This window comes from Phenylobacterium sp. (assembly GCF_031984885.1).
GTDB lineage: Bacteria > Pseudomonadota > Alphaproteobacteria > Caulobacterales > Caulobacteraceae > Phenylobacterium.
In genome coordinates this window covers 687,469-698,807 of record NZ_DAMABV010000001.1, presented here as the reverse complement: position 1 = coordinate 698,807, position 11,339 = coordinate 687,469, and the positions used below count along the sequence as shown (strand labels likewise).

Annotated in this window: 14 protein-coding genes; 5 read left to right on the top strand and 9 right to left on the bottom strand. The window is 71.0% G+C overall.

The window, feature by feature from the left end:
• Window positions 1–118 precede the first annotated feature (118 nt).
• Entirely contained in the window at window positions 119–745 is a 627-nt protein-coding gene (locus RTL41_RS03350; protein WP_312161305.1) for a trimeric intracellular cation channel family protein, read from the bottom strand.
• Between the two features lie 47 nt (window positions 746–792).
• Between RTL41_RS03350 and ftsY the strand changes: the two genes are divergently transcribed.
• From ftsY to RTL41_RS03335, 3 genes are all read left to right on the top strand, one after another.
• On the top strand, window positions 793–1,728 hold the full coding sequence (ftsY, locus tag RTL41_RS03345; RefSeq protein ID WP_312161303.1) for a signal recognition particle-docking protein FtsY: 936 nt from the start codon (window positions 793–795) through the stop codon (window positions 1,726–1,728).
• A complete protein-coding gene (locus RTL41_RS03340; protein WP_312161301.1) occupies window positions 1,725–2,309 on the top strand; it encodes an inner membrane-spanning protein YciB in 585 nt (194 codons plus the stop codon). Before ftsY ends, RTL41_RS03340 begins: the two co-directional genes overlap by 4 nt.
• 121 nt (window positions 2,310–2,430) lie before the next feature.
• Window positions 2,431–3,012 carry a MarR family transcriptional regulator gene (locus RTL41_RS03335; RefSeq protein ID WP_312161298.1) on the top strand — a complete coding sequence of 194 codons (582 nt, stop codon included), beginning with the start codon at window positions 2,431–2,433 and terminating at the stop codon, window positions 3,010–3,012.
• A gap of 9 nt (window positions 3,013–3,021) precedes the next feature.
• On the opposite strand, the gene RTL41_RS03330 is transcribed toward RTL41_RS03335, so the two are convergent.
• The 8 genes from RTL41_RS03330 to ccmA all read right to left on the bottom strand — a co-directional run bounded on the left by RTL41_RS03330 (window position 3,022) and on the right by ccmA (window position 7,335).
• Window positions 3,022–3,267, bottom strand: a complete 246-nt coding sequence (locus RTL41_RS03330; RefSeq protein WP_312161296.1) for a hypothetical protein — start codon at window positions 3,265–3,267, stop codon at window positions 3,022–3,024.
• Window positions 3,268–3,330: 63 nt separating this feature from the next.
• Window positions 3,331–3,849 (bottom strand): DsbE family thiol:disulfide interchange protein, encoded by a 519-nt coding sequence (locus RTL41_RS03325; protein WP_312161294.1) that lies wholly within the window; start codon window positions 3,847–3,849, stop codon window positions 3,331–3,333.
• Window positions 3,846–3,989, bottom strand: coding sequence for a heme exporter protein CcmD (gene ccmD / locus RTL41_RS03320; protein ID WP_312161291.1), 144 nt, complete (start codon window positions 3,987–3,989; stop codon window positions 3,846–3,848). Before ccmD ends, RTL41_RS03325 begins: the two co-directional genes overlap by 4 nt.
• 4 nt (window positions 3,990–3,993) lie before the next feature.
• Window positions 3,994–4,680, bottom strand: coding sequence for a heme ABC transporter permease CcmC (gene ccmC, locus RTL41_RS03315; protein WP_409418297.1), 687 nt, complete (start codon window positions 4,678–4,680; stop codon window positions 3,994–3,996).
• Window positions 4,681–4,718: 38 nt separating this feature from the next.
• Window positions 4,719–5,309: a hypothetical protein gene (locus tag RTL41_RS03310; RefSeq protein WP_312161286.1), complete on the bottom strand. Its 591-nt coding sequence runs from the start codon at window positions 5,307–5,309 to the stop codon at window positions 4,719–4,721.
• 26 nt (window positions 5,310–5,335) lie between these two features.
• Window positions 5,336–5,836, bottom strand: coding sequence for a Spy/CpxP family protein refolding chaperone (locus RTL41_RS03305; protein ID WP_312161284.1), 501 nt, complete (start codon window positions 5,834–5,836; stop codon window positions 5,336–5,338).
• Window positions 5,837–6,061: 225 nt separating this feature from the next.
• A complete protein-coding gene (gene ccmB, locus RTL41_RS03300; protein ID WP_312161282.1) occupies window positions 6,062–6,727 on the bottom strand; it encodes a heme exporter protein CcmB in 666 nt (221 codons plus the stop codon).
• A complete protein-coding gene (gene ccmA, locus RTL41_RS03295) occupies window positions 6,724–7,335 on the bottom strand; it encodes a heme ABC exporter ATP-binding protein CcmA (protein WP_312161280.1) in 612 nt (203 codons plus the stop codon). The genes ccmB and ccmA overlap by 4 nt, the downstream gene beginning before the upstream one ends.
• A gap of 210 nt (window positions 7,336–7,545) precedes the next feature.
• Between ccmA and acnA the strand changes: the two genes are divergently transcribed.
• On the top strand, window positions 7,546–10,236 hold the full coding sequence (acnA, locus tag RTL41_RS03290; RefSeq protein WP_312161279.1) for an aconitate hydratase AcnA: 2,691 nt from the start codon (window positions 7,546–7,548) through the stop codon (window positions 10,234–10,236).
• A 172-nt stretch (window positions 10,237–10,408) separates the two neighbouring features.
• The gene (locus RTL41_RS03285; protein ID WP_312161277.1) at window positions 10,409–11,101 is read left to right on the top strand and encodes a DUF1223 domain-containing protein; all 693 of its coding nucleotides are present in this window, start codon (window positions 10,409–10,411) and stop codon (window positions 11,099–11,101) included.
• The last annotated feature ends 238 nt before the right edge of the window (window positions 11,102–11,339 follow it).

Sequence of the window (11,339 nt, the reverse complement as noted above, 5' to 3'; positions counted from 1 at the left end):
GACGCCGAGGTCCGCCGGCGATCCCAGGCGCGCATGGATCCCCGGCACGCCTGCGCGGCCGGGGATGACGATCGCAGGACGTGGGCTGCGACGGCGCCATAGCGGGAGGAAATGCGGGCTACTCCGCCTTGCCGCGTCCGGGGAAGGCCGGCAGGGTCCAGCCATAGCGGATGGCGCCGGCGCGGACGGCGAAGGCGGCGGCGAAGCCGGCCACGCCGGTCCAGAGGTCGCGCAGGCCCAGCGCGTCCAGCACCACATAGACCGCCGCCCCGATCAGGGCGCAGCTCACATAGATCTCGCGCCGCAGCAGAACCGAGGGCTCGCCCGCCAGCACGTCGCGGAGGACGCCGCCGAAGCAGGCGGTCAGCACCCCCATGACCAGGGCCGAGAACGGCGGCGCGCCCAGCGACAGCGCCTTGGCCGCGCCGACGACGCTGTAGGCGGCCATGCCCAGGGCGTCGAACCACAGCAGCACCTTCATCCGCGCGCTGCCGGTCCCGAACACCCACACCGCAAGCGCGGTGGCGACGCAGATGATCAGGTAGTCGGGCCGCCCGACCCAGAACACCGGCGCGTCCAGCAGCAGGTCGCGCAGGGTCCCGCCGCCGACGCCGGTGACCGCGGCGAAGAAGGCGAAGGTGACGATGTCGTGCCTGCGCTGGGCGGCGGCCAGGGCGCCGGTCGCGCCGAAAACGGCGACGGCGGCGTAGTCGAGCCAGACGAAGGCGGCGGCGAGGGCGTCCATGCCTGCATCCTCTATCGCGCAACCCTTTCCCGAGCTAGAAGCGGCCCATGACCGAACCGAAGAAGGGCTGGTTCCAACGTCTGACCGCCGGGCTGTCGCGCTCGTCGAAGCAGATGACGGAACAGGTGGTCTCCACCTTCACCAAGCAGCCGCTGGACCAAGCCAAGCTCGACGAGCTGGAAGAGATGCTGATCGAGGCCGACCTCGGCCCGCATTCGGCTGCGCGCATCACCAAGCGCTTCTCCGACGGGAAGTTCGGCAAGAGCGTCGATGAGCAGGAAATCAAGGAAGCCCTGGCCGAGGCGATCGGGGCCGAGCTGGAGAGCCGCGAGGGCGAGTTCGCGCCGCTGGCCGGGCCGCGGCCCTACGTGGTGATGTTCATCGGCGTCAACGGCTCGGGCAAGACCACGACCCTGGGCAAGATCGCCGCCGACCTGGTCGGGCGCGGGGCCAAGGTGCTGGTCGTCGCCGGCGACACCTTCCGCGCAGCGGCGGTGGAGCAGCTCAAGGTCTGGGCCGAGCGCTCGGGCGCCGACTTCATGTCGCGGCCGACCGGGTCGGACGCGGCGGGCCTGGCCTTCGACGCGATCGAGCGTGCGAAGGCCGAGGACTATGACGTGGTGCTGATCGACACCGCCGGCCGTCTGCAGAACAAGCAGGGCCTGATGGACGAGCTCCTGAAAGTCATCCGCGTGGTCAAGAAGGTCGAGCCCGACGCCCCGCACGAAACCCTGCTGGTGCTCGACGCCACGGTGGGCCGCAACGCCCTGGCCCAGGAGAACATCTTCGGCAACCAGATCGGCGTCTCGGGCATCGTCATGACCAAGCTGGACGGCACCGCCCGCGGCGGCGTGCTGGTGCCGGTGGCCCAGGCTTCGGACAGCCCGATCAAGCTCATCGGCGTCGGCGAGGGGATCGAGGATCTCCAGCCCTTCAAGGCCCGCGCCTTCGCCCGCACCCTCGTTGGCCTGGAAGACGCATGAAGCTCTCCCCTACCGCTCGCAAGTGGGTGCGCGGCATCGTCGACTACGGCGGGCTGGCGGCGTTCGTGGCCGGCTATTTCACGAGCCGCGACATGGTCCAGGCGACCTGGTGGCTGGTCGGCGGCTCGGCCCTGGCCCTGGTCGTCGGCCTGGTCTTCGAGCGGCGGATCGCGCCGTTCCCGCTGATCGCCGGCGGCGCGGCCCTGGTGTTCGGCGGCCTGACCCTGTTCTTCCACGACGTCCGCTTCGTGAAGATGAAGCCGACGGTGATGAACACCATCTTCGGCGCCGTCCTGCTCGGCGGGCTGGTGATGCGCAAGAACCCGCTCAAGCTGCTGCTGGGCGACGCCGTGAAGATGCCGGACGAGGGCTGGCGTAGGCTGACCCTCAACTACGGCCTGTTCTTCCTGGTGCTGGCCGGGCTGAACGAGGCGGTGTGGCGCACCCAGCCGGACGACATCTGGGTGGTGTTCCGCTTCCCCGGCCTGCTGATCCTCTCGGTGCTGTTCTCGTTCGCCCAGGTGCCGCTGATGATGAAGTACGCCAAGACCGACGAGCCGCCCCCGCCGCACGTCGAATAGGCCGCGGGCCGATGATTTCCCGGCGCCCCTGGCGCCCGCGCCGCCCACTGACCATCTGTCTTCAAACCGACACCGTACGCCGCTAGCGTCCGGCCGTGTCGACAGGCGGGGGTGGAACCGAATGGCCAAGTCGAAGTCTCACGACAAGGTGAAGAAGGGGCTGCCGGCCCTCGACAAGTCGCCCAGCCACCTGCTGCATCGGGCGCTGCAACTGGCGCTCGACATCTACGCCGCCGAGCAGGGCGAGGGCGGCGTCACCCAGCGCCAGTACGCGGTGCTGGCGGCGGTGGAGGCCTATGAGGGCCTGACCCAGACCGACCTGGTGAAGATCACCGGCATCGACCGCTCGACCCTGGCCGACATGGTCGCGCGGATGATCGCCAAGGGCCTGCTGGAGCGGCAGCGCTCGGTCTCCGACGCCCGCGCCAACGCCGTCAGCCTGACCGACGCCGGGCGCCTGGCCCTGGCCGAGGCCAAGCCGCGCATGGCCGCCGCCGACACGCGGCTGCTGCGGCTGCTCTCGACCGCCAAGCGCGAGGCGCTGACCACGGCCCTGCGCGACCTGATCCGCGCCGGCGACGAGGCGGCCAGCGCCCCGACGCCGATCGCCAGCGTCAAGAAGCCCAAGGCGGACAAGCCGAAGAAGACCAAGGCCGAGAAGGCCGACAAGCCCAAGAAGAAAAAGCTCAAGAAGGCGGCTTGAGGCCGCAGCCTAGACCCGGATGTCGAGGATCGAGCCGGGGCGCAGGATCTTCTGCGGCGGTTCGGCCGGCAGCGAGGCCGGCATGCGTTGCGCCGTGGCCGCGGGTTGGGCCGGGGCTTGAGCCTGCTGGGCCGGGGCGGCGGGCCGGCCCATGGCCGCCTCGAAGAACGCCCGCTGGGCCGGATTGCGGACCGGGGCCGCGGCCTGGGCCTGCGGCTGGGGCGTCGGGAAGATCGGCGGGCGGATCGTGCTCACGGGCGGCGCAACTATGGTTAACGGAACCTTGGCGAGGTTTCGTCGCGCCGCCTCAAGGAATGGTTAACGCGGCGCCTTGGCCAGCAGCTCCCGGGCCTTGTCCGCCGTCAGCGGCCCGGTGTGCTTGGCCAGGATCTCGCCGCCGGCCCCGACCAGATAGGTCTCCGGCACCCCGGTGACGCCCAGGTCGATGCCCGCGCGCCCGTCACGGTCGACCAGCCGCTCGGCATAGGGGTCGCCCAGCCGGCCGATGAAGGCCTTGGTGTTGTCGGGCGCGTCCTTGTAGGCGACGCCGACGATCCGCACGCCCTGCTTCTTCAGGTCGACCAGCACCGGATGCTCGATCTCGCAGGGGGCGCACCAGGAGGCGAAGATGTTGACCAGCACCGGGGCCGGCCGGGCCGCGTCGTGCAGGCGCATGGGCCGGCCGGTGTCCAGCGTCGGCAGCATCAGCTCGGGCAGCGGCTTGCCGACCAGGGCGTCGGGCTTCACCTGCGGGTCGCGCTTGAGGGCGAAGAGGCCGAACAGCAGGCCCAGCGCCAGCAGGGCGGCCAGCGGCAGGATCGCCAGCCAGCGGTTCACTTGCCGTCCTGTTCGGCGCGCCGCCGCCAGATGCGCGACTGGCGCAGGGTGAAGACGATCATGCCAAGGAAGGTCAGGGCGGTCAGGCCGTAGGCCGGCCAGACGAACAGCGCGTACTTGCCGGCGTCGAGATCGAGCATCGGGTTATCCTCTCGCCGCGCGCAGGGCCGCGGCCTCGGCCCGGCGGCGCCAGACCTGGGCGCGGATGCCGACCAGCCACAGCGACCCGAACGAGGCCATGTAGGCCAGGCCCATCAGCAGCAGCGGCCAGAGATAGTCGCTGGTCATGGCCGGGCCCTCGGCGCGGAACACCGAGGCGCCCTGGTGCAGGGTGTTCCACCAGTCGACCGAGAACTTGATCACCGGCAGGTTCACCGCCCCGACCAGGGCCAGGATGGCGCAGGCGCGGGCGGCTTTGGTCTCGTCGTCCAGCGAGGCGCGCAGGGCCATGTAGGCCAGATAGACCAGGAACAGCACCAGCACCGAGGTCATCCGCGCGTCCCACTGCCACCAGGTGCCCCACATCGGCCGGCCCCAGAGCGAGCCGGTGAGCAGCGCCATGAAGGTGTAGGCCGCGCCCAGCGGGGCGGCGGCGCGCGCGGCCGCGTCGGCCAGGGCGTGGCGGAAGACCAGGGCCAGGAAGCTCGCCACCGCCAGGCAGGCATAGACGAACATGCTCATCCAGGAGGCCGGCACGTGGATGAACATCAGCCGGACGGTGTCGCCCTGCTGGTAGTCCTCGGGCGCGGTGAAGCCCAGCCAGAGGCCGGCCAGGGCCAGGACCACGGCGATGACGCCGAACATCGGCGCGGCCCAGCGGGAGAAGGCCATGAACCGCTCGGGATTCGACAGAAAGGCCGGCGCCGGGATCATGCCTGCGGCTTAGCGTCGGGCGCACCGGCCTGCAAGCGGCGCGTGCGCAGAGCCTGGCCGCGGGGCGAGAGCCGATAGCCGACCTCCAGGCTCTCGGTCAGGCCCAGCGCCTTGAGCTTGCGCACGTCGGTCTTGAAGGCGAGCGTCTCGCGGCCCAGGCGCGCGGCCAGGTCCGGGGCGCGGACGCCGGGATGGGCGGCGATCAGCTCCAGCACCGCTCCGGTCCAGGCCGCCTTGGCGTCGAGCCGGGCCAGGCGGGCCTCGACCTCGTCCAGGGCGCCGTCCGAGACGTCGCGCCGCAGGGCCTCGCGCGGGTCCTCGCCGAGCCGGCGAAAGGCGATGCGATGGATCGGGGCCTCGCCCGCCAGGTCGGCGAGCACGGCGGCGGCCGAGGCGTAGCCGGCGCGGGCGGCGTCCTGCGCGGTGACCGCTTCGGCCGCGATGATCTCGACCGCGTCGATGGCCAGCAGGCCGGCGGGGGTGTGCAGGGTCCCGCCGGCCTTGACGGTCGGCTTGCGCCAGCGGCGGAAGGCGAGGTCGACCTCGCCCTCCGCGATCGCCTTCAGGACGGGCGCCTTGAACAGCATCGCCCCTCTTTTAGCACGGAGGCGGCCTACCCGCCGCGGCCCATCGGGCCGCCCATGCCGCGATGCCCGCCCTTGCCCATGCCCTTGCCGTGGCCGCGCGGGGCCAGGGCGTCGAACGCCTTCTGCTGGGCGGGATTGAGCTGGGCGTAGAAGCGCTTGGTGGCCGCCGCGCGCTGGTCGAAGCGGGCCAGGCGCTCGGTCATCCGCGCCCGCTGGGCGTCGAGGCGCTGGGGCGTGGGCAGCTTGGCGATCGCCTCGCGGTCGGCGCGGGCCGGGGGCTGGGCGGGGCGGCCGGCGTCCAGGAACGCCTTCAGGGCCGGCTCCTGGTCGGGGCGAAGCTGCAGGGCCGCGCGCAGGTGCTCGGCGCGGCGGGCGGCCATGGCCTCGGGATCGGGGCGGCGCCATTCGCCGCGCGGCTGGCCGGGGGCGGCCGCGGGCGGCGGTTGCTGGGCCGCGGCGGCGGTGGTCATCAGGCCGGTCAGCAGGACGCCGCCGAGCGCCAGCGGCGCGAACTTGTTGAAGGTCATAGGTCTGTAGCTCCAGTATCTGCCCCTCGACCATTGAACGGCGCGGTTCGCGGAGTCCGTCGCTGGCCCGGTCGTTTTCGTCGGCGGGCGCCTACGACCATGTGGGCGGTCAGTTGGAAGGCGACGCGGCGCGGGTCGCCGGCGGTCACCGACTAAGGTCCGCAGCAATACCGCTCATCCCGGCGAGATGAGCAGGCGGGGGGACTCTGATCCGAGCGCCGGCGGCTAGCTCAGCGCGTTGCGGCAGGCCGCCGCCATGGCGACGGGGCCAAGCGCCACCGCCCCGGCCGCATAGGCCGCCAGCAGGGCGAAGCCGGCCTTCCAGGGCAGGCCGCCGGCGAAGGCGTCCAGCGCCCCGCCGCCGAAGATCACCGGCGGCACGAACAGCGGCAGCACGATCACCGCGGTCAGCAGCCCGCCGCGCCGGGCTCCCAGGCTCAGCGCCGCCCCGATGCCGCCGACGAAGGCGAAGGCCAGCCCGCCCATCAGGGCGCAGGCGAAGATCAGCGGGGCCAGGTGCGGCCCCGCCCCCAGGGCGATGGCCGCCAGCGGCGCGGCGAAGGCCAGCGGCGCGGCGGTGGCCAGCCACTGTCCCAGGCACTTGACGGCGCAGGCGATCTCCAGCGGCACGGGCGAGAGCGTCAGCAGGTCCAGGGCACCGTCCTCGTAGTCGCGCTCGAACAGCCGGTCGAGCGAGAGCAGGGCGGCCAGGGCCAGCGCCACCCAGGCCGCGCCGGGCGCGATCGCCGCCAGCCGCGCCGGCTCGGGCCCGGTCGCCAGCGGCAGCAGGGTCGCCACCCCGGCATAGAAGGCCAGCGAGACCATCGGCCCGCCGCCGCGGCCCCAGGCCAGGGCCGCCTCGCGCGAGAGCAGGGCGATGACGCGGCTCACGACGCGGTCTCCCCGATCTCGACGGCGAGCGCCGGGATCGGCAGCGGGTCGTGCACGGCTGCGACGATCAGCCCGCCGCCGGCCAGGTGCGCGGCCATGATCTCGCCGAAGCGGACGCGCCAGTCGGCGTCCAGCGGGCTCAGCGGTTCGTCCAGCAGCCACAGCGAACGCGGCGCGGCCAGCAGCCGGGCCAGCGACAGCCGCCGGCGCTGGCCGGCCGACAGGCGGCGCACCTCCAGCTCCAGCAGGCGGGTCAGCTCCAGGCGCGCGGCCGCCTCGCGGGCGGCCGCCTCGGAGGCGCCGCTCCAGCGCGCCCAGAACGACAGCTCCTCCCAGGCGGTGCGGGCCGGCTTCTGGCCGTCCTGGTGTCCGGCCAGGTGGATGTGGTCGGCGCGGGCGTCCTCCGGGTCGAGGCCCGCAAAGACGATCCGCCCGGCCTCCAGCGGCGCGAGGCCGGCGATGGCGCGCAGCAGGCTGGTCTTGCCGGCCCCGTTGCGGCCCGTCAGCGCGGCCGCCTGGCCGGCCGGAAGATCGAGGTTCAGCCCCGAAAACAGCCGCCGTCCGCCGCGGCTCAGAGTCAGATTTTCAATCGCCAGGCGCCCGATCAAACCGCAGCTCCTTGCGGGTGATTCTCAGGTAGCGAGGAAATACCTTCGCCTGCATGGACGGTTAGGGAAGTAGGGGCTATGACGCGCGCGGCCGTCGCCACCTTGGGGGGCGAACGCGGCGCTGGGGCGAACGCTGTGTGTCCGCCCCGAAAAGCGCGCGATCCCCGATGTGGTCCAAGAGCGGCCGAGAACAGAGGAAGGATCCCTGATATGGCGTCTAACGACAGCCTGAAGACCCGCCGCGAACTGGTCGTCGGCGACAAGACCTACGTCTACTACAGCCTTCGCGCCGCAGAGGAAGCCGGTCTTTCGAACGTGGCGCGCCTGCCCGTCTCGATGAAGGTGCTGCTCGAGAACCTGCTGCGCAACGAAGACGGCACGACCGTGGGCGCCGACGACCTCAAGGCGCTGGCCGCCTGGATCGACAACAAGGGCTCGGTCGAGCACGAGATCAGCTTCCGCCCGGCCCGCGTGCTGATGCAGGACTTCACCGGCGTTCCGGCCGTGGTCGACCTGGCCGCCATGCGCGACGCCATGACCAGCCTCGGCGCCGACCCCGAGAAGATCAACCCGCTGAACCCCGTCGACCTGGTCATCGACCACTCGGTCATGGTCGACCACTTCGGCACCGCCAAGGCCTTCGGCGAGAACGTCGAGCGCGAGTACGAGCGCAACATCGAGCGCTACCGCTTCCTGCGCTGGGGCTCCTCGGCCTTCAACAACTTCCGCGTCGTGCCGCCCGGCACCGGCATCTGCCACCAGGTGAACCTGGAATACCTGGCCCAGACCGTGTGGCTGAACGAAGAGGACGGCGCCTCGGTCGCCTATCCCGACACCGTGGTCGGCACCGACAGCCACACCACCATGATCAACGGCCTGGCGGTGCTGGGCTGGGGCGTGGGCGGCATCGAGGCCGAGGCGGCCATGCTGGGCCAGCCGATCCCGATGCTGATCCCGGAAGTCATCGGCTTCAAGCTGACCGGTTCGCTGCCGGACGGCGCGACCGCCACCGACCTGGTGCTGACCGTCACCCAGATGCTCCGCAAGAAGGGCGTGGTCGGCAAGTTCGTCGAGTTCTTCGGCCCGGGCCTCGCGGGCCTGACCCTGGAAGACCAGGCGACCATCGCCAACATGGCCCCGGAATACGGCGCCACCTGCGGCTTCTTCCCGGTCACCCGGGCGACCATCGACTATCTGCGCGCCACCGGCCGTGACGCCGCCCGCGCCGACCTGGTCGAGGCCTACGCCAAGGAACAGGGCATGTGGGTCGAGGCCGGCGATCCGGACCCCGTCTTCACCGACACCCTGGAGCTCGACCTCGGCTCGGTGCTGCCCTCGCTGGCCGGCCCTAAGCGCCCGCAGGACCGCGTGCTGCTGTCCGATGCGGCCGCCGAGTTCAAGGCGGCCCTCGCCAAGGACTTCGGCAAGAGCGGCGAGGAGCCCCGCGTGCCGGTCGCCGGCGAGAAGTTCGACGTCGGCAACGGCGACGTGGTGATCGCGGCCATCACCTCCTGCACCAACACCTCGAACCCCTCGGTGCTGATCGCCGCGGGCCTGGTCGCCAAGAAGGCGGTCGAAAAGGGCCTGAAGGTGAAGCCGTGGGTGAAGACCTCGCTGGCCCCCGGCTCGCAGGTGGTCACCGACTACCTGAAGGCCGCCGGCCTGACCAAGTCGCTCGACGCGCTGGGCTTCAACCTGGTCGGCTACGGCTGCACCACCTGCATCGGCAACTCCGGCCCGCTGCCGGAAGCCATCGCCGAGGCGGTCAACGCCAACGACTTGGTCGCCTGCTCGGTGCTCTCGGGCAACCGTAACTTCGAGGGCCGCGTGAACCAGGACGTCCGCGCCAACTACCTGGCCTCGCCGCCGCTGGTGGTCGCCTACGCCCTGGCCGGCAACATGAACATCGACCTGGCCACCGAGTCGCTGGGCGAGGGCAAGGACGGCAATCCGGTGTTCCTGCGGGACATCTGGCCGACCTCGGAAGAGATCGCCGTCCTGCAGCGCAAGCACGTCACCCAGAAGATGTTCGCGACCCGCTACGCCGACGTGTTCAAGGGCGACAAGAACTGGCAGGGCATCAAGGTGTCCGGCGGCCAGACCTACGCCTGGGACATGGGTTCGACCTACGTGCAGAACCCGCCCTACTTCCAGGACATGAAGATGGAGCCGGCGCCGGTCACCGACATCGTCGAGGCCCGCATCCTCGGCGTGTTCGGCGACTCGATCACCACCGACCACATCAGCCCGGCCGGTTCGATCAAGGCGACCTCGCCGGCCGGCGTCTATCTGCGTGAACGCCAGGTGCCGGCCACGGAGTTCAACTCCTACGGCGCGCGCCGCGGCAACCACGAGATCATGATGCGCGGCACCTTCGCCAACATCCGCATCCGCAACAAGATCACGCCGGAGATCGAAGGCGGCGTGACCAAGCACTTCCCGTCGGGCGACGTCATGTCGATCTACGACGCGGCGATGCGCTACCAGAGCGAAGGCCGCCCGGCGGTGGTGTTCGCGGGCAAGGAATACGGCACCGGCTCGTCGCGCGACTGGGCGGCCAAGGGCACCAAGCTGCTGGGCGTTCGCGCGGTGATCGCCGAGAGCTTCGAGCGCATCCACCGCTCGAACCTGGTCGGCATGGGCGTGCTGCCGCTGCAGTTCACCCAGGACGGCTGGCAGAAGCTGGGCCTGACCGGCGAGGAGATCGTCACCATCCGCGGCCTGACGGAGCTCGCGCCCCGCAAGCAGTTGACGGTCGAGATGTACCGCCCGTCGGACGGCCGCATCGCCCGCTTCCCGGTCCGCTGCCGCATCGATACGCCGACCGAGCTCGAATACTTCAAGAACGGGGGCGTGCTGAACTACGTGCTGCGCAACCTGGCCGGCGGTTCGGCGGCCTAAAGTCTTGGTTTGCCTCTCTGCCGCAGAGGGGTAGATCATCGCGTTGGAGGGGGTCTGCCGCCCGTGCAGGCCCCTTCTTTCGTTTTCGCGCCCTTTCGTTTTCGCGACCGTCGAAGCTGCTCACGCCTTGTTGACATCCAAAGCTCAGGGAAGTCCGCTTAATTGCGCCACGATGCGTAAGGCCGCGCTTTTCAGCCTCATCCTCTGCGTCACGCCCCTCGCCGCGGCCGCCAAGCCGCCGGTGGTCGTCGAGCTGTTCACCGCCCAGGGCTGCGCGTCCTGCGGCGAGGCCAACGCCAACCTGGCCAAGCTGGCCCAGCGTGAGGGCGTGCTCGCCCTGACCTTCCCGGTCGACTACTGGGACTATCTCGGCTGGTCCGACACCTTCGCCAAGCCCGAGTTCACCGCCCGCCAGAAGGCCTATGTCGCGCGGCTGGAGCTGCGCGAGCCCTATACCCCGCAGGTGGTGGTCGACGGCCAGACCCAGGCCGGGGGGCTGCAGACCGAGAAGGTCGACCGCCTGCTGGCCCAGGCCGCCAAGGCCGAGCGCGATCCGCCCGACATGGCTTTCATCGGCCCGCGCCGGGTCGACGTCGGTTCGGGCCGGCCGCCGCGCGGCGGCGCCGAGGTCTGGCTGGTCCGCTACGACCCGCGCGAGCATGACGTGGTGGTCCGCAAGGGCGACAACCGCGGCCAGACCGTCGCCCACCGCAACGTGGTGCGCGAGATCAAGCGCCTGGGCCCCTGGCGCGGCCGTCCCACCGCCTACCGGCTGCCGGCCGCGGACGAGGACGGCCTGGTGACCGCCGTGCTGGTCCAGGCGACCGACGGCGGCCGCATCCTGACCGCGGCGGTCAGGGACTGATTTTCGGAGGATCCGGACAGAGCGAAGCCCGCGCGGTGGGGGGAGGATCCGCGCGGGCTTGCATTGGGGTGCTCTATGAAGAAGCGTCGGCTGACCGAAGCCCATGATCCAGGGGGGCTGGGGGGGCTGTTCAGGATCCGGGACCACCAGGTTCCGACCAACCGACAATGAAACTATCGGGGTCGGATCAGGCGCGCGAACGACCGAAATAAGGTCTTTCCGTGGCGCAAGATTACCG

What these genes read in the sequence shown, in the direction of transcription:
- RTL41_RS03305 (WP_312161284.1), bottom strand. Translation starts at nt 5,836, where the DNA reads ATGACCTTCAACAAGTTCGCGCCGCTGGCGCTCGGCGGCGTCCTGCTG.
- RTL41_RS03340 (WP_312161301.1), top strand. Translation starts at nt 1,725, where the DNA reads ATGAAGCTCTCCCCTACCGCTCGCAAGTGGGTGCGCGGCATCGTCGAC.
- ccmD (WP_312161291.1), bottom strand. Translation starts at nt 3,989, where the DNA reads ATGCTCGATCTCGACGCCGGCAAGTACGCGCTGTTCGTCTGGCCGGCC.
- RTL41_RS03285 (WP_312161277.1), top strand. Translation starts at nt 10,409, where the DNA reads ATGCGTAAGGCCGCGCTTTTCAGCCTCATCCTCTGCGTCACGCCCCTC.
- acnA (WP_312161279.1), top strand. Translation starts at nt 7,546, where the DNA reads ATGGCGTCTAACGACAGCCTGAAGACCCGCCGCGAACTGGTCGTCGGC.
- RTL41_RS03335 (WP_312161298.1), top strand. Translation starts at nt 2,431, where the DNA reads ATGGCCAAGTCGAAGTCTCACGACAAGGTGAAGAAGGGGCTGCCGGCC.
- RTL41_RS03310 (WP_312161286.1), bottom strand. Translation starts at nt 5,309, where the DNA reads ATGCTGTTCAAGGCGCCCGTCCTGAAGGCGATCGCGGAGGGCGAGGTC.
- ccmC (WP_409418297.1), bottom strand. Translation starts at nt 4,680, where the DNA reads ATGGCCTTCTCCCGCTGGGCCGCGCCGATGTTCGGCGTCATCGCCGTG.
- RTL41_RS03350 (WP_312161305.1), bottom strand. Translation starts at nt 745, where the DNA reads ATGGACGCCCTCGCCGCCGCCTTCGTCTGGCTCGACTACGCCGCCGTC.
- ftsY (WP_312161303.1), top strand. Translation starts at nt 793, where the DNA reads ATGACCGAACCGAAGAAGGGCTGGTTCCAACGTCTGACCGCCGGGCTG.